The sequence below is a fragment of the Lentzea xerophila genome, assembly GCF_051094245.1.
Taxonomy (GTDB): domain Bacteria; phylum Actinomycetota; class Actinomycetes; order Mycobacteriales; family Pseudonocardiaceae; genus Lentzea; species Lentzea xerophila.
On sequence record NZ_CP194934.1, the window covers coordinates 1,160,867 to 1,180,424 of the forward strand.

Genomic DNA, 19,558 nt, shown 5'->3' on the forward strand with positions numbered 1-19,558 from the left:
CGCGAGAAAGAGTGGCGAGCGTCGAGTTAACGGGGTTAACTGGGTGAGGTGACGACACTCACCCAGTTGCCCGACGACTACGTTCAGAACCCACACGAAGTGCACGAGATGTTGCGTGCCGAGGGGCCCGTGCACGAGGTCCGCATGCCGCACGGGCTCAAGGTCTGGCTCGTGACCCGGTACGACGAGGCCAAGATCGCCCTCACCGATCCGAGGGTCAGCAAGAACGTCCTCGAGGGTGGTCACCTCCTGCGGGTCCACGCCGCCGACTCGTCCGAGCGCCGCGAGCTCGAGCAGGCGCTCTCCGTGCACATGCTGAACATGGACCCGCCCGGTCACACGCGGCTGCGCAAGCTCGTGACCAAGGCGTTCACCGCCCGTCGCGTCGAGCTGATGCGCCCGCGGGTGCAGGAGATCGCGGCCGACCTGATCGCGAAGCTGCACGACGGTGACGAGGTCGACCTGCTGGCGGCCTTCGCGTTCCCGCTGCCGATGACCGTCATCTGCGAGCTGCTCGGCATCCCGATCGACAACCGCGACGAGTTCCGCGAGTGGTCGAACCAGCTGCTGACCTTCGGCACGCAGGAGCAGGTGCAGGCCGCCGGCGCGGCGATGGCGGGCTTCCTGTTCCGGCACGTCGAGAAGGTGCAGGCGGCCGAGCCCGACGACACCTTCTTCTCCGCTCTCGTGCACGCCGACGACTCGGGCGACCGGCTGAACACCGAAGAGCTCGTCTCGATGGCGTTCCTGCTGCTCGTGGCAGGCCATGAGACGACGGTGAACCTCATCGGCAACGCGGTGTTCTCGCTGCTGAAGAACCCCGACCAGCTGCAGATCCTCAAGGACCGCCCCGAGCTGATCCCGGCCAGCGGCGAGGAGTTCCTGCGGCTGGAGGGCCCGATCAACGTCGCGACCTTCCGCTACACCCTGGAGGACATCGACCTGGGCGGGGTGACCGTGCCGGCCGGCGAGATCATGATGGTGTCGCTGGTGGCGGCCAACCGGGACCCGGCGAAGTACGAGAACCCCGACCAGCTCGACGTGACGCGGTCCGCGCAGGGGCACGTGGCGTTCGGCCACGGCATCCACTTCTGCCTCGGCGCGCCGCTGGCCCGTCTCGAGTTCGACGTCGCGCTGACGCAGCTGCTCGCGCGGTTCCCGAACCTGCGGCTCGCCGCCGAGCCGGAGACGTTGGTGTGGCGGAACAGCACGTTGGTCCGCGGCCTGCACACGTTGCCCGTGCGCCTCGCCTAAGGTTCGGCGGGTGGACGACCTGCTGAAGCTCGACCAGGCGCACGTCTGGCACCCGTACGGGCCCATGCCGGGCACTCAGGAACCGCTGCTGGTCGCCGAGGCCTCGGGTGTCCGGCTCACGCTCGCGGACGGCCGCGAGCTCGTCGACGGCATGTCGTCCTGGTGGGCCGCGATCCACGGCTACCGGCACCCGGTGCTGGACGCGGCGGTCACCGAGCAGGTCGGCCGGATGAGCCACGTGATGTTCGGCGGGCTCACGCACGAGCCCGCCATCCGGCTCTGCTCGAAGCTCGTCGAGATCACGCCCGCGGAGTTGCAGCACGTGTTCCTGTGCGACTCCGGCTCGGTGTCGGTCGAGGTCGCGGTGAAGATGTGCCTGCAGTACTGGCGCTCGCAGAACCGGCCGGAGAAGCACCGGCTGCTGACGTGGCGTGGCGGGTACCACGGCGACACGTTCAACCCGATGTCCGTGTGCGATCCCGACGGCGGCATGCATTCGCTGTGGCGCGGAATCCTGCCGGTGCAGGTGTTCGCGGACGCCCCACCGGCCGAGATGGACACCGCGTACGTCCAGCACCTCGCCGATCTGGTCGAACATCATGCCCACGAGCTGGCGGCGATCATCGTCGAGCCGGTCGTGCAGGGTGCGGGAGGCATGCGTTTCCACGATCCGCGTTACCTGCATGTGTTGCGCGAGCTCGCGTACACGCATGACGTGCTGCTCGTGTTCGACGAGATCGCCACGGGCTTCGGCCGCACCGGCGAGCTGTTCGCCGCCGGTCACGCGAACGTCAGCCCGGACGTGATGTGCCTCGGCAAGTCGCTGACCGGTGGTTACCTGTCGATGGCCGCCACCCTGTGCACGTCACGGGTGGCGGACGGGATCAGCAGGGGCGAGGTGCCGGTGCTCGCGCACGGGCCGACGTTCATGGGCAACCCGCTGGCGTCGGCGGTGTCGCTCGCGTCGATCGACCTGCTGTTGTCCCAGGACTGGAAGCGTGAGGTCGCGCGCATCTCCGCAGGGTTGTCGAAAGGGCTCGCGCCCGCACGCGCGTTGCCCGGCGTGAAGGACGTGCGCGTGCTGGGCGCCATCGGTGTCGTGCAGCTGCATGAGCCCGTGGACATGGCACGAGCCACCAAGGCCGCTGTCGACGCGGGCGTGTGGCTGCGGCCGTTCCGCGACCTGATCTACACGATGCCGCCGTTCGTCAGCACGGACGACGACATCGCGGCGATCTGTCAGGGCGTGATCGCGGCGGCGAGCTGAGAGTCGGTCGGCTCGACCAGGAACTCGCCGTTCGGCAGCACGACGACGGGGATCTGCTTGCGGCCGGAGATCTCGATCGCCCGGTCCCGCGCCTCGTCGTCGTTCTCGACGTCGACGTAGGTGAACGGCACGTTGTTGCGGGTCAGCCACGACTTGGCCCGGCGGCAGTCGCCACACCATTCGGCGCCGTACATCACGATCGGTTGCTCAGTCATGTGGTCACGGTAGGTCACGCTCTAAGGTGAGGCTTCGTGAGCGTGCTGGTGATCACCGGAACCGGGACAGAGGTCGGCAAGACCGCCGTCACCGCGGGCATCGCGGCGCTGGCCAGGGCAGAGGGCAGGCGGGTCGCGGTGCTGAAGCCCGCGCAGACCGGCCTGCTGCCCGGCGAGCCGGGCGACGTGGCGGAGGTGGCGCGGCTGGCGGGCGACGTGACGACGCGTGAGCTGGCCAGATACCCCGACCCGCTGGCGCCCGCCACCGCGGCCAGACGGGCGGGCATGGCCACCGTGCACCCCAAGGACGTCGCGGCCGCGGTCACCGCGCTCGACGAGACCCACGACCTGGTGCTGGTCGAGGGCGCGGGCGGGCTGCTGGTGCGGTTCGACGAGGGCGGGTCCACGCTGGCCGACATCGCGTGGGCGGTGAACGCGCCCGTCCTGATCGTGGCTCAGGCGGGGCTCGGGACGTTGAACGCGACGGCGTTGACGGCGGAGGCGTTGCAGCGGCGTGGCCTGGAGTCGATCGGTGTCGTGGTCGGCAGCTGGCCGTCGCACCCGGACCTCGCGTCGCTCACGAACCTGGCCGACCTGCCGGAGGCGGCGGGTGCTCCACTGCTCGGCGCGCTGCGCCAGGGTGTGACGAAGCTCGGGTCCGTGGACTTCCTGGCGGTCGCCAAGAGATCGTTTTCACCCTGGTTCGGCGGGGAGTTCGACCCGGAGACGTTCGCGGCTCAGTTCGCGGTCCAGTGACCTACATCGCTCCACGATGAAGGATTCAGTGCGGCATAGTGCACGCCAGGCCACCGGAGGAGGAGAGACCGTGACCGCAGCACCGGAACAGATCGACGTGCTCGACGAAGCTCGTGAGCAGGTGCTCGAACGAGGCGTCGGGCTCACCGAGGCTCAGGTGCTGAAGGTGCTGGAGCTCCCGGAGGACCGGATTCCCGAGCTGCTGGCGCTGGCGCACGAGGTGCGTGAGCGCTGGTGCGGACCGGAGGTCGAGGTCGAGGGAATCGTCTCGCTCAAGACCGGCGGCTGCCCAGAGGACTGCCACTTCTGCTCGCAGTCGGGCCAGTTCCCCTCGCCCGTGCGCTCGGCGTGGCTGGACATCCCCGGCCTGGTCCGCGCGGCGCGGCAGACCCGCGAGACCGGCGCGACCGAGTTCTGCATCGTCGCTGCCGTGCGCGGCCCGGACAAGCGGCTGCTCTCGCAGGTGCGCGACGGCATCAAGGCCATCCGCGAGGACGGCAACGACATCCAGATCGCCTGCTCGCTCGGCATGCTCACGCAGGAGCAGGTCGACGAGCTCGTGGCGATGGGCGTGCACCGCTACAACCACAACCTCGAGACGGCCCGCTCACACTTCCCGAACGTCGTCACCACGCACTCCTGGGAGGAGCGCTGGGACACGTTGAGGATGATCCGCGACGCCGGCATGGAGGTCTGCTGCGGCGGCATCATCGGCATGGGGGAGACGCTGGCGCAGCGCGCGGAGTTCGCCGTGCAGCTGGCCGAGCTGGAGCCCGACGAGGTGCCGCTCAACTTCCTCATCCCGAACCCCGGCACGCCGTACGAGAACTACCCGGTCGTCGAGGGCGCCGAGGCGCTGCGCACGGTCGGCGCGTTCCGGCTGGCGCTGCCCCGCACGATCCTGCGGTTCGCGGGCGGCCGTGAGCTCACGTTCGGCGACCTGGGCGCGAAGCAGGGCATGCTCGGCGGCATCAACGCGATCATCGTCGGCAACTACCTGACGAACCTCGGCCGTCCCGCCCAGCAGGACCTCGACATGCTGGAAGAGCTGTCGATGCCGATCAAGGCGCTGAGCCAGACCCTGTGATGACGTACTGCTCCTTCTGCGGCAAAGAGGACGCTGACGGCGACCACGCGTTCTGCCGTCAGCGGCTGTCGATGATCGACCCGCCGCGGTACTGCTCGGAGTGCGCGCGCCGCATGGTCGTCCAGGTGACCCCGGACGGCTGGGCGGCGCGCTGCAGCCGTCACGGGGAGATCACCTCAGGTCGGTAGTAACCTCTCGCGAATGGACGAGAAAGCAGCGCCGGTCCGCGTCGAACCCGTTCCGGAGCCGCCGTACGTCTACCACTACTACCTCCGGCCACGGCCGAAGGTGGTGGTGAAGCGGGACCTGCTGCCGGGCCTGGCGGTGGCGCTGACGACGTTCATGGCCGGCATCCCGGCCGCGTTCCTCTTCTCCCGCCTCGCCCCGGCACAGCTCAAGATCGTCTCGCCGCAGGACGGCAAGTTCTACCCGATCGGAGTGGAGAGCTACCACCGGCTCGACGCGCTGATGGTGTTCGTGCTGATCTGCCTCGGTGCGGGCACGATCACCGGTATCGCGGTGTGGCTGCTGCGGCAGCGGCGAGGACCCGTGGTGATGCTGGGGATGACGGCGGGCTCGTTCGCCGCGGCGTGGTTCGGGCAGTACCTGGGCGGATCGCTGGCAGCGGGGCGGTACCCGATGCCGCCGGAGATCAAGCCGAACGACACCCTGCTGGTGGCGCCGGCCCTGGAAACATGGTGGGGAATCCTGGCCTGGCCGCTGGCGGCCGCGCTGGCCTACGGCTGCTGCGCGGCGTGGAACGGTCTGGACGACCTGGGGCGGCGCCTCGGCTGAGCGCGAGACGCCGCCTTCTTCGGGTTACCCGACGCGGTAGGCGAAGTCGGGCATGTCGGTCACGAACATCTGACCCGGCGCGTGCGTGATCGCGAACGGTGGCCGGGACTTCATCAGCACCGCCTGCGGAGTCACCCCGCACGCCCAGAACACCGGCACGTCACCGGGTTCGGGCGTGACGGCGTCGCCGAAGTCCGGCGTGTGCACGTCGTCGATGCCGAGCATCCGCGGATCTCCCGCGCCGACCGGGGCACCGTGCACCGACGGCATGAGCGCCGTGACCTTGTGCGCGATGTCCACAAGGGACTCCGGGATCCAGCGCATCGACACGACCATCGGCCCGTGCAGCCGTCCGGCCGGACGGCACTGGATGTCCGTGACGAACATGGAGACGTTCTTGCCCTGGTCCACGTGCCGCAGCGGCACTCCAGCGCTGTCCAGTGCCGTCTCGAAGGTGAAGCTGCAGCCGATCAGGAACGTCACCAGGTCGTCGCGCCAGTAGCCGGTCGCGTTCTCCGGTTCCGCCGTCAGCTCACCGTTCTCCCAGATCCGGTAGCGCGGCGCGTGGGTGCGCACGTCGGCGTCCCGCTTGAGCGCGCTGACCGTCTCGCCGGCGTCCAGCACGTCGAGCACCGGGCACGGCTTGGGGTTGCGGTGGGTGAAGAGGAGGAAGTCGTACGCCCAGTCCCTGGGGATGGCGATGAGGTTGGCCTGCGCCTGTCCCGGCGCTTGTCCCGCGGTCGTCATTCGAGCTCCTTGTTGACCGTCTCCGGCAGCCAGATCAGTGCGACGACAGCGATTCCGTACGCGGCCGCCCCGAACAGCATCGCACCGCCGATGCCCAGCCGGTCGGCCATGAACCCGACCAGACCGGGGAACACCGCGCCGAACGCGCGCCCGAAGTTGTAGGTGAAGCCCTGCCCGGTACCCCGCAGCTGCGTCGGGTAGAGCTCGGACAGGTAGCTGCCGAAGCCGCTGAAGATGGCCGACATGCAGAACCCGAGCGGGAAGCCGAGGAACATGACCAACGTGTTGGCGCCGTTGGGAATCTGCGTGTAGGCGACGATCAGCAGCGCGCTGGCGATCGCGAACACCACGAACGTCTTCTTACGCCCCAGGTAGTCCGTGAGATAGCCACCGCAGACGTACCCGATCCACGCGCCGGTGATGAGGAACGCGAGATATCCGCCCGTGCCGATGATCGTGAGACCTCGCCCGGTCTGCAGGAACGCCGGCAGCCACGTCGCGAGCGTGTAGTACCCGCCCTGCACACCGGTCGCGAGCAGCGCGGCGAACAGCGTGGTCTTGAGGATCGGGCCCTGGAAGATCTTCGGGAACGTGCCGCGTTGCTTCGGCTGCGACTTGGTCTCCGGCGCGTCGTCGACGTTGCGGCGCACGTAGAAGATGAGGATCGCGGGCAGCGCACCCGTCCAGAACATGATCCGCCAGGAGATCGCCGGGTCGGCCAGGCTCGCCACCAGCGTGTTGACGACGACCGCGAGGCCCCAGCCCACCGCCCACGCGCTCTGGATGAACGCCACCGTGCGGCCGCGGTACTTCGGCTTGCAGTACTCGGCCACGAGGATCGCCCCGGCCGCCCACTCGCCACCGAAACCGAGACCCTGCAACGCGCGGAAGACCAGCAACGTCTCGTAGTTGGTGGCGAAGCCGCACAGCACCGTGAAGAACGCGTACGCCGCGACCGTGATGATGAGCGTTTTGGACCGGCCGAACCGGTCGGCCATGACGCCCGCCACCGCGCCGCCGATGGCGCTCATCAGCAGCGTGCTCGTGCCCAGCAGGCCGGCTTCCGCCTTGGTGAGGCCGAAGTAGCCGGTGATCGCGACCAGGCTGAGCGGCAGGACCCAGTAGTCGTACGAGTCCAGTCCATAGCCGCCGAACGCGCCGATGAACGCGCGCCTGCCCTTCTGGCCGAGACTGCGGAACCAGGCGAAACGGCCTGTGTCCTCGGTCGTGGTCGTGCTCATGCGACACCTCGCAGCGTGGTGGAGGAGTGGTCGAGTGTGATGTGGCCCTCAGCGTAAGGATTGTTCAACAATCCCACAAGGCCACAATTCAACGATCCGACGATCGGCGTGTGGGGATGGGCTTGATGGCGCCCAGTGGGTGAACGGTCTGGGTGCTTGCGCGCGGCGGTGTGGTCGGAGCCGCGGTCCACGGGCGGCAGTGCTTAGCGCGCCTGCACGCAGTCGGCTGGGGTCTCGTTCGGCGAAACCTGATCTGCCGCCACACTCCGAAAATGTCCTCGACGAGAACGCGCACCGCTCCGAGCGAACCCCACCTGAGCGCTGCCGGCGTTCAAGGGCGCCCCGAAACCGCGAACTCAGTTCTGGCTCGGCACGTGCCCGTACTCGGTCAACGGCACCGGCACCGCCTTCAGCGCGCTGAGGATCCCGGTCTCCCGGTGCAGCATCCGCCGGACCAGCCGCAGCCGCCGCGCCGGCGACCTCTCCTCCAGCAACCGCTGCCGGTCCTCGACGGGCAGCAGGCAGTCGGCGGCCAGCAGGTACGACAGCGCTCCCAGGTCGGAGTCCTCGGCGGGCGGCGACCAGTCCTCGCGGTGCCAGGCCGCGCCGCAGTAGCGTTCGTGGGCCGCGCGGGCGCCGCGTTCCAGGATGGGCACGACCTCCAGGGCCGCCTCGGGCACCGGGGCGTCGTCCACGTAGTCGACGTGGCCCAGCAGGTACGGCGCCGTCGTCGTGTCGACGTCCAGCAGCCGGAAGCGGCGCACTCCGCGCGCGACGATGTCGAAGCGGCCCTCCGGCAACGGGCGGGCGTCCAGCAGGTCGGCGGAGCAGCCGATGTCCTGCAGGGACCGGACGTTGTCGGCGCCCACCTCCCAGCCCTCCTTGATGCACACGACGCCGAAGGTGCGGCCGAAGAGCGAACCCGTCATCAGGTCGACGACCAGCTGACGGTAGCGCGGCTCGAAGATGTGCAGCGGAAGAGACGCCCCAGGCAGCAGAACGGTGCCCAGGGGGAACAGCGGAAGCGTCTCTGCCACGCGTGCAACGTTACGGGGTGCCACCTCCGCCTGCTGGACGGCCGGATCCCGGCGGCCTCAGCACGGCGAACGGGTCGGTGACCTTGATTCCCTTGGCGCTGAACCGGAACAACGCCGCCGGGCGGCCGCCGGACGGGCCGGGGGGAGCGGTGCCGCCGGTGGGTTCCAGCAGCAACCGGCGGGACAGCACGCGTTGCAGGTTCGTCGCGGACACGCGGTAGCCCAGTGCGGCGGAGTAGTGGTCGCGCAGCAGGGAGATGGTGAACTCCGGTGGTGCCAGGGCGAAGCCGACGTTCGTGTACGACAGCTTCGAGGCCAGCCTGTGCCTCGCTCGATGCACGATCAGGGCGTGGTCGAACGCCATCGCGGGGAGCTTGTCGACGCAGTGCCACCGGGTGTCCGACGGGACCTCCGGATCGACGTCCGAGGGGACCAGTCCGAGGAACGCCGTCGCGACGACACGGGGTCCGGGGACTCGGTCCGGGGTGCTGAAGACGGCCAGCTGTTCGACGTGTGACAGTTGTCGCACATCGACTTTCTCCGCCAGCTGGCGGCGGATGGAGGACTCCACGTCCTCGTCCACCCGCAGCTCCCCACCGGGCAGCGACCAGCGGTGAGCGTGTGGTTCCCGTGCGCGCTCCCACAGCATGACCTGGAGTGACGCACCTCTCACCCGCAGCACAGCTGCCAGAACTTCATGTCCCACGCCCGCCACTCGGCTGATACTATCGACGACGTTTTCGACCAGTAGGCGAAAACCTGGCATCGAGGAGGCAGTGATGGTCGCTACCGCAACCGTGGAGCGAACCGCGTCGGGTGTGTACGGCGGAGTCGAGCCGGACGCCGCGTGGCGGGACGAGGTGTTGCGTCTCGCGAAGGAGCGGGACGCCGTCATCCTGGCGCACAACTACCAGCTGCCCGAGATCCAGGACATCGCCCACCACACCGGCGACTCCCTCGCGCTGAGCCGGATCGCCGCGCAGTCCGACGCGCGGACCATCATCTTCTGCGGTGTGCACTTCATGGCCGAGACGGCGAAGATCCTCGCGCCCGCGAAGACGGTGCTGATCCCGGACGAGCGCGCGGGCTGCTCGCTCGCCGACTCGATCACCGGCGCGCAGCTGCGCGAGTGGAAGGCGCAGCACCCCGGCGCGGTCGTCGTGTCGTACGTGAACACGACCGCCGAGGTGAAGGCCGAGACGGACATCTGCTGCACGTCCTCGAACGCCGTCGACGTCGTCAGGTCGATCCCCGCGGACCGCGAGGTGCTGTTCTGCCCGGACCAGTTCCTGGGCGCGCACGTCAAGCGCGAGACCGGCCGCGAGAACCTGCACATCTGGGCGGGCGAGTGCCACGTCCACGCCGGCATCAACGGCCCTGAGCTGGCCGAACGCGCCGCCGCGAACCCGGACGCCGACCTGTTCATCCACCCGGAGTGCGGGTGTGCGACCTCCGCGCTGTACCTGAGCGGCGAGGGCATCGTCCCGGCGGAGAAGGTCAAGATCCTCTCGACCGGCGACATGATCACCGAGGCCCGCTCGACGAAGGCGACCAAGGTGCTCGTAGCCACCGAGGTCGGCATGCTGCACCAGCTGCGCAAGGCCGCCCCGGAGATCGACTTCCGCGCCGTCAACGACCGCGCGTCCTGCACCTACATGAAGATGATCACGCCGGCCGCGCTGCTGCGGTGCGTGCGTGAAGGCCTGGACGAGGTACACGTCGACCTGGAGACCGCCAAGCGCGCCCAGGGCGCCGTGCAGCGCATGATCGAGATCGGCCAGCCCGGCGGCGGTGAGTGATGGCCGCGCGCTGGGAGGCGCGAGCCGACCTGATCGTGGTCGGCACGGGCGTGGCGGGGCTGACCGCCGCGCTGCGGGCTCGTGAGCTGGGACTGCGCGTCCTGGTCGTCACGAAGGCCGCGGGGGACGACGGCAACACCCGCTGGGCCCAGGGCGGCGTCGCCGTCGTCATGGAGGACCAGCACGACCCCGGCGACTCGGTGCACCGGCACATCGAGGACACGCTGACGGCGGGCGCTGGCCTCTGCGACGACGCGGCGGTCGCGGCGATCATCACCGGCGGCCCGGCCGCCGTCGCGCGGTTGCGCGAGCGGGGTGCCGTGTTCGACGCTCGTCCCGACGGCCTGCTGGAACGCACCCGCGAAGGCGGCCACAGCGCGTTCCGCGTCGTGCACGCCGGTGGCGACGCGACCGGTGCCGAGGTCGAACGGGCGCTGCTCAAGGCCACTGTGGACGGACGGGTTCCGCTGCTGGAGAACCACGTCGCGGTCGACGCCGTGAAGACGCCGCTCGGTGCCGTCGGCGGGCTGCTGGTCCTCGACGGCAACGGCGTGCCCGGTGTGCTGACCGCGCCCGCGGTGCTGCTCGCGACCGGCGGCATCGGGCAGATGTACCAGGCGACCTCGAACCCGTCCGTCGCGACGGGTGACGGTCTCGCGCTGGCGCTGCGGGCCGGCGCGCTGGCCGCGGACGTCGAGTTCGTCCAGTTCCACCCCACCGTCCTCTACACCGGCCGCGGTGCCAGGGGCCGCTGCCCGCTCGTCACCGAGGCCGTGCGCGGTGAGGGCGCCGTCCTGGTCGACGCGACCGGCGCCCGCGTGATGAAGGGCGTGCACCCGCTGGAGGACCTGGCTCCGCGCGACGTCGTGGCGGCCGCGATCACCCGGCACCTGGCCGCCGAACCCGGCGGCGTCGACGACCACGTCTTCCTGGACGCGACGGCGTTGCACGACATGGCGACCCGCTTCCCGACCGTGTACGCGGCCTGCGTCTCCGTGGGCGTCGACCCGGCCGTGGACCCGATTCCCGTTGCCCCGGCCGCACACTTCGCCTGCGGTGGCGTGGTTTCCACCATCGACGGCCGCACCGGCGTCACCGGTCTGTACGCGGTCGGCGAGGTGGCGCGCACCGGCCTGCACGGCGCGAACCGCCTGGCCTCCAACAGCCTGCTCGAAGGCCTGGTCTGCGGCACCCGTGCCGCCGACGCGGTCGCCGCGGACCTCGCCGCCGGCCTGATCGCACCCGCGCGCGCCGCCGAGGCCTCGCTGCCCACCGCTCCCGTGGCGGACCGGGACCTGCTCCAGCGCGTGATGTCCCGTTACGCCGCGATCGGCCGTGACGCGGAAGGGCTCGCCGTGGTCGGTTCGGTACTCGACGTGTCCACTGTGGACAAGCAGCTGGAGTCGCGCGAACTGGTCGAGGACGCGGCACTGACCCTGGCCGCCCGCGCCCTGATCGCCGCGGCCCAGGAACGCACCGAGTCGCGCGGCTGCCACGTCCGCACGGACTTCACCGAGCGTTCCGGGGCGTGGCAGCGCAGTCAGCTCGTCCGGCTCACCCCGACCGGCCAGCCCGTGCTGGCCGATCCTGTACTGGCGGAGGGTGTCGCATGACCATCGACTGGGACGACGCGAACCGGGTCATCCAGCTCGCGTTGGAGGAAGACCTCCGCTACGGCCTCGACGCCACGACGCTGGCGACCGTGCCGGAGAAGGCCGTCGCCACCGCCGAGATCACCCCTCGCTCGCCCGGCGTGCTGTGCGGCGTTTCCGTGGCGCGCACCGCTTTCCAGCGCTACCTGCCCGAGATCGAGGTGCTCGCGGAGTCGGCCGACGGCGCCAAGGCGGTGCCCGGCGAACCCGCGCTGGTGCTGGCCGGTCCGGCCCGCGGCCTGCTCACCGTCGAACGCACGGCGTTGAACCTGGTCTGCCACCTGTCGGGGATCGCCACGCAGACCGCCCGCTGGGTCGACGCGATCGAGGGCACCGGTGCCGCCGTCCGCGACTCCCGCAAGACGTTGCCGGGCCTGCGCTTGCTGCAGAAGTACGCCGTGCGGTGCGGTGGCGGCGTGAACCACCGAATGGGCCTCGGCGACGCGATCCTCATCAAGGACAACCACGTCGCCGCGGCCGGCTCGGTCGGTGCCGCGATCCGCGCGGCCCGTGCGCACGCGCCGGAACTGCTGATGGAGGTCGAGGTCGACAGCCTGGAGCAGCTCGACGAGGCACTGGCCGAAGGCGCGGAACTGGTGCTGCTGGACAACTTCACGCCCGAGCAGTGCGCGGAGGCGGTGCGGCGCCGTCCTGGGAACGTGAAGCTGGAGGCGTCCGGCGGACTCACGCTCGACGTGGCCCGCCGGTACGCCGAGACCGGGGTGGACTACCTCGCGGTCGGCGGACTCACGCACTCCAGCCCGTCACTCGACCTCGGCCTGGACCTGCGCTAACGGTTGGTACCGCACGAACCCACCCTGCCTGGTTCCGGGGAAGCTCTGCACCCGGCGCCAGTCAGCGGTGGCCGAGCCGACACCCTTGCCGTCTCCCAGCGCGTCGATGTGGTCCTGCGCGCTGACCCACTCGGCATAGTTGATCACCTGCTTGCCGTCGTCGCGGATGTGGAAGGCGGCGGAGATGCCGCCGGGGTGCGGGTTCGGCTCGCTCGCGAGCGCCACGAACACCGAGTCGACCCACGCCCGCGCGGTGGCCTCGTCGTCCGTGTCGATCGTGACCAGGACGACGCAGCCGACGGTCTTGGTCCCGGAGGCCATGCCACCCGTGCGGTAGAGGTGGTAACCGTCGAGCTCCTTGCGGTTGCGGACGAACGAGGGCAGCGGAGGAAGAGTCATGCCCCTGATCCTGTGAGCTCGACCTAGCTGGAGGTCAAGCTCATTCGAAGGAACAGCCCGGATTCGGTTCGTCGCGCGACAACGGCGTGCTGGGCGGGTTCACGTACAGCACCTCCAGCACCATCGGCGACGTGCCGAGGTTGCGCCCGATGTGCACGTGGTTCGGCTCCTCGGTCAACGCGTCCCCGCGGTGGTGCACGAAAGTCGTGGTGCAGTCGCCAAGAGTCCGCGTCAGCACGCCCTTCTTCACGTACGCGTACACCGTGCCGTCGTGGTTGTGCCAGCCGGTGCTGCCACCGGGGTCGATGACGATCTCCCGCAGCGTGTAGTCGCGGCCACCGGCGGACCACTGCGCCACGATCGTGCCCGTCACCCCGCGCGAAGGCGTCGCGTGCGCGACACCCGGGAACAACAGCAAAGCGGCCACCACGGCCGAAACGATGCGCATGAACCTCAACGTAGCCGTCGGTTCGCCAGCACGGGCAACACGGAACGGGCTTGTTCCACCGAAGCCAGGTCCAGGTCGACCACCGACACCTCAGGCTGGCCGGAGAGCTGCAGGACGACGTTCCCGAACGGGTCCGCGACCGTCGAGTACCCGATCCCGGTCGGCGCGGACGAGCCCAGGTCACCGGGATAGGCCTGCCCGCACGCCACGACGAACGAGGTGCAGTCGAGCGCGCGCGCCCGCACCAGCAGCTCCCACTGCTCCTTCTTGCCCGGCCCGGCACCCCACGACGCCCCGACCAGCACGGCGGAGGCGCCCTTGTCCGCCAGCGCGCGGAACAGCTCGGGGAAGCGGACGTCGTAGCAGGTCGCCACGCCCAGGGTGACGCCGTCCACCTCGAAGGTAACCAGGTCGGACCCCGGCGCGACCGTGCGCGACTCCTGGAACCCGAACGCGTCGAACAGGTGGATCTTGTCGTAGCCGAGGTGGACGTCCGGTCCGGTCACCAGCAGGGTGTTCGTCACGCGGTCACCGGAAGGCGTGAACATGCCCGCGACGACCACGACGTCGTGCGAAGCGGCGATCTCGTGCACGGCGGACGCCCACGGCCCGTCCAGTGGCTCGGCGACAGGCCCGAGGGGCACGCCGAAGCGGCACATCGTCGCCTCGGGCAGCAGCACGACCCGCGCACCTTCCGCTCTGCGCACCGCGTCCCGCACGAGTTCCAGGTTGGACCTCGGGTCGGTGGTGGAGCTGATCTGACTCACGGCGATCCGCATGGGCATCACTGTAGGGTCCGACTCGTGCGTTCCCCACTGCTCCTAGTCGTGTTGCTGGCCGTCGCGGGCTGCACCGAGACCGCCACACCCCGCCCGGACGGTGGCTCGAACGGCACGTCGATCGTGCTGGCCGAACGTGACGAGCCGACGACGCTGAACCCGCTGCTCGGCTACGGCGCGCAGGGCGTGTCGAAGATCTACGACGGGCTCGTCGAACACCGCCAGGACGGGTCGCTCGGCCCGCGGCTCGCCGCCGACCTGCCGGAGCCTGCCGCGGACGGGCTGAGCTGGACGGTGAAGCTGCGCGGCGGCGTGAAGTTCACCGACGGCAGCACGTTCGGTGCCGAGGACGTCGTCGCCACCTACACCGCGGCGCTGCGGAACCCGGTCAAGGAGCGGTTCAGCACGCTCAAGAGCGTCGAGCAGGTCGACCCGTCGACCGTGCGCTTCACCCTCAACCAGCAGCACGCCGCCTTCCCGCACCTGCTCGTGCTCGGCCTCCTGCCCAGTGAGCAGGCGAACCCGGACGCCCGGCCGGTCGGCACCGGCCCGTACCAGGTCACCGAGTGGAAGAAGGGCGACCGGCTGCTGCTGGAGGCCAACGAGAGCTACTTCGACGGCGCTCCGAAGATCAAGAAGGTGACTGTCGTCTTCGTCACCGACGACAACCAGCGCGCCGCCCGCATGCAGGCGGGCGAGTTCGACGGCACGGTGCTGCCGCCCAAGATGGCGGAGCAGTTCACCGGCAAGTCGGGCCTGCTGGTGCAGAACCACCGCAGCGCCGACTACCGCGCCGTGCGGCTGCCCGCGGCCAACCCGGTCACCGGCAACGCCGCCATCCGCCTCGCGCTGAACTTCGCCACGAACCGCCAGGGCATGATCGACGGCCTGCTCGACGGCAAGGGCACGATCGCCTACACGCCGGTGCCGGACGCGCTGGCCGAGGTGTTCGACCCGACCGCCAAGTTCCGCTTCGACAAGAACGAGGCCACCCGGCAGCTCGACGCGGGCGGCTGGGTGCCCGGCGCGGACGGCATCCGGGCCCGCGAGGGCGTGCCGGCCCGGTTCACGCTGATGTACCCGCTGGGCGACGACCTGCGCGCCGACCTGGCCACGGCGTTCGCGGCGGACGCCAAGGCCGTGGGCGTGGACGTGCAGCTCGCCGGCCTGTCGTGGGAGGCGATCCGGCCGCGCATGGCCCAGGACGCGCTGCTCTACGGCGAGGGGTCGCCGTTCGACCCGGACCTGATGCTCTACGACCTGCGCGGCCAGGGCAGCCCGGCGGCGGACGCGGCGCTGGACAACGGCCGCAAGCTCATCGACCCGGCGCAGCGCGCGGTGGCGTACAAGCTCTTCCAGCAGGCGTTCGTCGCCGCGCCGTCGATGGTGGTGCTGGTCTTCCCCGAGCACACGTACGTGATGCGCGACTCGTGGAACGGCTACCAGTCCGTGGTCGACCCGAACTCCTACGGCGCGCTCGCCTGGGGTCCGTGGTGGAACCTGGAGAAGTGGGAGCCTAAGTAGTACGGCTGTTGATCTCGCGGACGGCGCGTTCGGGGTCGTCCGCCCAGAACTCGACGCGCTCCACCTGCCTCGGCCCGGTCTTGCCGAGGTCGACCAGCTGCGGCTCGTGGAACGGCACCGAGACGTTCGTCCTGGTCAGCGACTGGATGACGAGCGCGTCGCCGATCACCTCGACGCTGCGCTGCCCCTTGTGGGTGCGTTCGGCGAGCTGGGCGGCGCCGAGGTCCGAGGTCGGGATGCGCCAGTCGAAGAACCCGAGCTGCCGCAACCGCAGTTCGTCGTCGGACACCGTGTGCGGCTGGCGGTACAGCACGTAGAGAGCGCCCACGCACACGACCGCGTTCAATGCGCCCAGGACGATCAGCGTGATGAGCAGCCACGGGATGTCCAGGCCCAGTGCGACCAGTGCGATCCCGACCGCCGTGATGATCAGGAACCGCACGTACCGCGGCCGCATGCGCTTGCCGTAGGGGATCTCCACCATGGCACGGAGCCTATTTTCGCAGCGCACGAACCATGCCATCGGGGTCGTCGGTCCAGAACTCGACCGCCGTCACCTCGTGCGCGCCCTTCCGGCCGAGGTCGACCTCCTGCGGTTCGGTCAGCCGCAGGAGGACGTTGGTGGAGCCGGAGATCTCCAGCACGAGGGTTCCGTCCACAACGGACCGCGTCCGGTTCAGCGACCGGCTCGTCAGGCCCTGCGTCACGGCGCCGACGGCCGCCAGCGGGATCCGGTACTCGAACTCACGCGCGTACCTGAGCCACACGTGTTCGTCGTCGATCTCGTGCTTGAACCTGGAGAGCATCCACAGCTGGTAAGCGAGCCCCAAAGCGCCGAGCAGCCCGAACACGAGCAGCACGGCCCGCAGCCAGAACCACGGCACGAGCAACTCGACGAGCAGGATTTCCGCAGGTGTGAGCACGATGAACACCCACAGGAAGGGTCTGACCTGAGCGCTGTACCCGAACGAGCGATCCCCCATGTACCCGATGGTGGCAGAGTTGGGCCGGTGAGCGACCTGATCTTCCTGGACAGCGCCGGTTCCTCGATCCCTCCCGCTCCGGTGGTGGACGAGGTCATCGGCCATCTGAAGCGGGAAACCGAGATCGGCGGCTACCGTGCCGCCGCCGAACGCCGGGATGACCTGGAAGCGGGGTACGGCGTCCTCGCCGACCTCTTCGGGTGTCGCCCGAACGAGGTCGCTTTCACGGACAGTGCCACTCGATCATGGTTGGCGGCGTTCGACGCGGTGCCCCTGGAAGCCGGGGACCGAATTCTTGTCACAGAGGTCGAATACGGTGGCAATGCGATCCCGGTTCTGCGTCGTGCGGCGGAGACTGGGGCGGTCGTCGAGGTCATCCCGTCCGACGTCCACGGGCAGGTCGACCTCGACGCTCTGCACCTTGACAACAGAGTCAAGCTGATCTCGCTCGTGCACGTGCCGACGAACGGCGGCTTGGTCAACCCGGTCAACGACATCACGGCGGCGGCTCGTGAGGTCGGTGCGCTGGTGTTGCTCGACGCCTGCCAGTCGACCGGCCAGCTCGATCTGCGCGGCCTCGACTACGACATGTTGGCGTGTACAGGTCGTAAGTGGCTGCGCGGACCGCGCGGTACCGGCGCGCTCGTCGTGCGCGACGAAGTGCGGGAGAAGCTCCACCCGCGTCTGGTGGACCTGCACAGTGGCGTCTGGACCGGGCAGAACGAGTACCGGCTGCGCGACGACGCGCGGGTGTTCGAGCTGTGGGAGTGCAGCGTCGCCGACCGGCTCGGCCTGATCGCGGCCGCCCGGTACGCGCTGGACATGGGCCTGGACGTGATCGAGGCCGAGGTCGCCGACCGTGCCAAGCGCTTGCGCGAGGGGCTACGGGCCATCCCCGGCATCACCGTGCGGGACCTCGGCGAGCGGCAGTCGGGCATCGTCACCTTCACGTCGGACCGTGTGCCGGCGACGGAGCTCAAGGACCGGCTCTGGGCCGCGAACGTGGCCGTCACGGTGTCGCAGAGCGGGTCGACGCTGATCGACATGACGAAGCGGGGCCTGGACGAAGTAGTGCGGGCGTCTCCGCACTACTTCGTCACTCCGCAGGAGATCGACCAGGCGCTCGATCGGATCAGCGGGTGTGCCCGATGACCCGTTTCACCTGGTGCTCCTTCACTTCGCGGGGTCGTTCAGGGTTCGGGCGGGTCAGCAGGTGTGACCTGTCGCGCCTCCTACGTGGTCACGTCGCTGTGGGCCGATCAGGCGCTTGATCGGATCAGCGCGTGTGCCCGATGACCCGCTTCACCCGGTGCTTCCTCACTTCGCAGGGGTCGATGAGGGGTTCGGGGCGGGTCAGCAGGTGTGACTGGTGACCTGTTTCGGCCCCCCGCGTCGTCACTCCGCTGGGAGCCGATCAGGCGGTCGATCGGGTCAGCAGGTCTGCCCGATGACCCGCTTCACGCAGTCCGAGTAGCTCATGAGCAGGTCGACGGCGCGGTCGTTGCGGGCGGTCTGCGCCGGGATGACCGTGTCACGAGGGTAGAAGCCGTTGAGGCCGCCGCCGCTGGCCGGGTACATCTCGAAGGTGTACGCCCAGATCTTGTGCTGGCCCCACATCCAGTCGTCGCTGCTGCCGTCGGTGATGTACAGGTCGCTCGCCTGCTCCGGCGTGTAGCCGTTGGTGGCGGCCATCTGCCGGCCGAGCGTCTGGAACGCCCGTGCCTCGTCCGCGTTGAGGCCGGTGTCGGTGTCCGCGCGGGTGTAGCCGTACGGCCACAGCACGAGCTCCGAGTACGAGTGGATGTCGATGAACGTCTTGATCTGCTGGGCGCCGCCGACCACGCGGGAGTTCACGAAGTCGCGGATGCGGGCGGTCTCCGGCGCGGAGAACGCCGACGTGCCGCGGTACGTGTCGGAGGTGGGACTGCCGCTGGAACCGCCGCAGCAGCCCCACTTGTAGCCCCAGTTGCGGTTGAGGTCGGTGCCGCTGCCCTGGCGGTTCTTGCGCCAGCCGCGGAACGAGCCGGTGGCGATGTCGTACTCGGCGCCGTCCGGGTTCATCATCGGGACGATCCACACCTCGCGGCTGTCGACCAGGTTCTTGACCGCGGGGGTGGCGTAGTTGTCGGTGTAGCGCTTGGCGATCTGCAGGCACTGCTCGACGGTCAGGTGCTCGCGGGCGTGCTGGCCGCAGACGAACAGCACCTCCGGCTCGCTCTCGTCGGAGGTCACGTTGTCGCTGACCTTGAGCGCCCAGATGTCCCGGTTCTGGTAGCTCTTGCCGATGCTGCGCAGGCTCGCGAGGCCAGGGTGGTCGCGGACCGTCTGCTGCAGCTCCGCGGTCATCTCCGCGAAGTTGTGGTAGCCGGTGTAGCCGGACGGGAAGTCCTGCGTGCCGATCTGGCCGGGCTGCGGGTCGGCGAACTGGACCTTGCCGAGCTTGCGGAGCTCCTGCTCGAAGTCGCCGACGTACTTCACGGGCAGCCCGGTCGCCTGCAGGGCGCGGTACTGGGCCTTGTCGGCGACGACCGACACAGTGGTGAGCTTGGTCGCTCCGAGCACGTCGACGCCGATCTGGGCGACCTGGGTGCGTTCGGCGGACGTGTTCGCCGTGACCTCCAGCAGGTAGCGGCCGGAGTCGGCGTTGCTGGGTGCTGCCATGCCCGCGACCAGCACGGGCAGGCAGATCCCGAGCACTGCGGCGATCATGCCGCGGCGCTTGGTGAACATGGTTCCTCCATCATCAGCAGGGGTTTGCGACGGAGTGGTGCTCGACCGAGC

At 69.6% G+C, this 19,558-nt stretch carries 22 protein-coding genes; 11 read left to right on the forward strand and 11 right to left on the reverse strand.

What is annotated here, in order from left to right; genetic code table 11:
* Positions 1 to 48: 48 nt before the first annotated feature.
* Positions 49 to 1,254, forward strand: a complete 1,206-nt coding sequence (locus ACRSBM_RS05745) for a cytochrome P450 family protein (RefSeq protein ID WP_434440416.1) — start codon at positions 49 to 51, stop codon at positions 1,252 to 1,254.
* Positions 1,255 to 1,318: 64 nt separating this feature from the next.
* The gene (locus tag ACRSBM_RS05750; RefSeq protein ID WP_434452979.1) at positions 1,319 to 2,521 is read left to right on the forward strand and encodes an adenosylmethionine--8-amino-7-oxononanoate transaminase; all 1,203 of its coding nucleotides are present in this window, start codon (positions 1,319 to 1,321) and stop codon (positions 2,519 to 2,521) included.
* On the opposite strand, the gene ACRSBM_RS05755 is transcribed toward ACRSBM_RS05750, so the two are convergent.
* Positions 2,494 to 2,736 (reverse strand): glutaredoxin family protein, encoded by a 243-nt coding sequence (locus ACRSBM_RS05755; RefSeq protein ID WP_434440418.1) that lies wholly within the window; start codon positions 2,734 to 2,736, stop codon positions 2,494 to 2,496. The genes ACRSBM_RS05750 and ACRSBM_RS05755 overlap by 28 nt on opposite strands.
* A 36-nt stretch (positions 2,737 to 2,772) precedes the next feature.
* Here ACRSBM_RS05755 and bioD point away from each other — a divergent pair, with 36 nt between their 5' ends.
* From bioD to ACRSBM_RS05775, 4 genes are all read left to right on the forward strand, one after another.
* On the forward strand, positions 2,773 to 3,492 hold the full coding sequence (gene bioD / locus ACRSBM_RS05760) for a dethiobiotin synthase (RefSeq protein ID WP_434440419.1): 720 nt from the start codon (positions 2,773 to 2,775) through the stop codon (positions 3,490 to 3,492).
* 70 nt (positions 3,493 to 3,562) lie between these two features.
* Positions 3,563 to 4,579 carry a biotin synthase BioB gene (gene bioB / locus ACRSBM_RS05765; RefSeq protein ID WP_434440421.1) on the forward strand — a complete coding sequence of 339 codons (1,017 nt, stop codon included), beginning with the start codon at positions 3,563 to 3,565 and terminating at the stop codon, positions 4,577 to 4,579.
* Complete coding sequence (locus tag ACRSBM_RS05770; protein ID WP_434440423.1) at positions 4,579 to 4,767, forward strand: hypothetical protein; 189 nt, start codon at positions 4,579 to 4,581, stop codon at positions 4,765 to 4,767. Before bioB ends, ACRSBM_RS05770 begins: the two co-directional genes overlap by 1 nt.
* 13 nt (positions 4,768 to 4,780) lie before the next feature.
* Positions 4,781 to 5,374 carry a DUF2567 domain-containing protein gene (locus ACRSBM_RS05775; RefSeq protein ID WP_434440425.1) on the forward strand — a complete coding sequence of 198 codons (594 nt, stop codon included), beginning with the start codon at positions 4,781 to 4,783 and terminating at the stop codon, positions 5,372 to 5,374.
* Between the two features lie 24 nt (positions 5,375 to 5,398).
* On the opposite strand, the gene ACRSBM_RS05780 is transcribed toward ACRSBM_RS05775, so the two are convergent.
* The 4 genes from ACRSBM_RS05780 to ACRSBM_RS05795 form a co-directional block, all read right to left on the reverse strand.
* Positions 5,399 to 6,121, reverse strand: coding sequence for a putative hydro-lyase (locus tag ACRSBM_RS05780; protein WP_434440427.1), 723 nt, complete (start codon positions 6,119 to 6,121; stop codon positions 5,399 to 5,401).
* Positions 6,118 to 7,362: an MFS transporter gene (locus tag ACRSBM_RS05785; RefSeq protein WP_434440429.1), complete on the reverse strand. Its 1,245-nt coding sequence runs from the start codon at positions 7,360 to 7,362 to the stop codon at positions 6,118 to 6,120. The genes ACRSBM_RS05780 and ACRSBM_RS05785 overlap by 4 nt, the downstream gene beginning before the upstream one ends.
* A 356-nt stretch (positions 7,363 to 7,718) precedes the next feature.
* Complete coding sequence (locus tag ACRSBM_RS05790; RefSeq protein ID WP_434440430.1) at positions 7,719 to 8,399, reverse strand: LON peptidase substrate-binding domain-containing protein; 681 nt, start codon at positions 8,397 to 8,399, stop codon at positions 7,719 to 7,721.
* A gap of 10 nt (positions 8,400 to 8,409) precedes the next feature.
* Positions 8,410 to 9,078, reverse strand: coding sequence for an NUDIX hydrolase (locus tag ACRSBM_RS05795; RefSeq protein WP_434452982.1), 669 nt, complete (start codon positions 9,076 to 9,078; stop codon positions 8,410 to 8,412).
* A gap of 100 nt (positions 9,079 to 9,178) precedes the next feature.
* Between ACRSBM_RS05795 and nadA the strand changes: the two genes are divergently transcribed.
* Genes nadA through nadC form a run of 3 tightly spaced genes read left to right on the forward strand, consistent with a single transcriptional unit; the run spans position 9,179 to position 12,644 of the window.
* Positions 9,179 to 10,198 carry a quinolinate synthase NadA gene (gene nadA, locus ACRSBM_RS05800; RefSeq protein WP_434440432.1) on the forward strand — a complete coding sequence of 340 codons (1,020 nt, stop codon included), beginning with the start codon at positions 9,179 to 9,181 and terminating at the stop codon, positions 10,196 to 10,198.
* Positions 10,198 to 11,811 carry an L-aspartate oxidase gene (locus tag ACRSBM_RS05805; protein WP_434440434.1) on the forward strand — a complete coding sequence of 538 codons (1,614 nt, stop codon included), beginning with the start codon at positions 10,198 to 10,200 and terminating at the stop codon, positions 11,809 to 11,811. The genes nadA and ACRSBM_RS05805 overlap by 1 nt, the downstream gene beginning before the upstream one ends.
* Entirely contained in the window at positions 11,808 to 12,644 is an 837-nt protein-coding gene (gene nadC, locus ACRSBM_RS05810; RefSeq protein WP_434440435.1) for a carboxylating nicotinate-nucleotide diphosphorylase, read from the forward strand. Before ACRSBM_RS05805 ends, nadC begins: the two co-directional genes overlap by 4 nt.
* Here nadC and ACRSBM_RS05815 read toward each other — a convergent pair.
* Genes ACRSBM_RS05815 through ACRSBM_RS05825 form a run of 3 tightly spaced genes read right to left on the reverse strand, consistent with a single transcriptional unit; the run spans position 12,615 to position 14,270 of the window.
* Positions 12,615 to 13,043 (reverse strand): hypothetical protein, encoded by a 429-nt coding sequence (locus ACRSBM_RS05815; RefSeq protein ID WP_434440437.1) that lies wholly within the window; start codon positions 13,041 to 13,043, stop codon positions 12,615 to 12,617. The two genes, nadC and ACRSBM_RS05815, sit on opposite strands and share 30 nt — an antisense overlap.
* Before the next feature lie 40 nt (positions 13,044 to 13,083).
* Positions 13,084 to 13,491 carry a cupin domain-containing protein gene (locus tag ACRSBM_RS05820; protein ID WP_434440439.1) on the reverse strand — a complete coding sequence of 136 codons (408 nt, stop codon included), beginning with the start codon at positions 13,489 to 13,491 and terminating at the stop codon, positions 13,084 to 13,086.
* Positions 13,492 to 13,496: 5 nt separating this feature from the next.
* Positions 13,497 to 14,270, reverse strand: coding sequence for a carbon-nitrogen hydrolase family protein (locus ACRSBM_RS05825; RefSeq protein ID WP_434440440.1), 774 nt, complete (start codon positions 14,268 to 14,270; stop codon positions 13,497 to 13,499).
* A 24-nt stretch (positions 14,271 to 14,294) separates the two neighbouring features.
* On the opposite strand from ACRSBM_RS05825, the gene ACRSBM_RS05830 reads away from it, so the two are divergent.
* Positions 14,295 to 15,794, forward strand: a complete 1,500-nt coding sequence (locus tag ACRSBM_RS05830; protein WP_434440442.1) for an ABC transporter substrate-binding protein — start codon at positions 14,295 to 14,297, stop codon at positions 15,792 to 15,794.
* Here ACRSBM_RS05830 and ACRSBM_RS05835 read toward each other — a convergent pair.
* Positions 15,787 to 16,278, reverse strand: coding sequence for a hypothetical protein (locus tag ACRSBM_RS05835; protein ID WP_434440444.1), 492 nt, complete (start codon positions 16,276 to 16,278; stop codon positions 15,787 to 15,789). The genes ACRSBM_RS05830 and ACRSBM_RS05835 overlap by 8 nt on opposite strands.
* Before the next feature lie 10 nt (positions 16,279 to 16,288).
* Complete coding sequence (locus ACRSBM_RS05840; protein ID WP_434440445.1) at positions 16,289 to 16,777, reverse strand: hypothetical protein; 489 nt, start codon at positions 16,775 to 16,777, stop codon at positions 16,289 to 16,291.
* A gap of 27 nt (positions 16,778 to 16,804) precedes the next feature.
* Here ACRSBM_RS05840 and ACRSBM_RS05845 point away from each other — a divergent pair, with 27 nt between their 5' ends.
* Positions 16,805 to 17,929, forward strand: a complete 1,125-nt coding sequence (locus ACRSBM_RS05845; protein WP_434440447.1) for an aminotransferase class V-fold PLP-dependent enzyme — start codon at positions 16,805 to 16,807, stop codon at positions 17,927 to 17,929.
* A 279-nt stretch (positions 17,930 to 18,208) separates the two neighbouring features.
* Here the strand turns inward: ACRSBM_RS05845 and ACRSBM_RS05850 are convergent, their stop codons facing one another.
* On the reverse strand, positions 18,209 to 19,507 hold the full coding sequence (locus ACRSBM_RS05850) for a M14 family metallopeptidase (RefSeq protein ID WP_434440449.1): 1,299 nt from the start codon (positions 19,505 to 19,507) through the stop codon (positions 18,209 to 18,211).
* Positions 19,508 to 19,558: the final 51 nt, after the last annotated feature.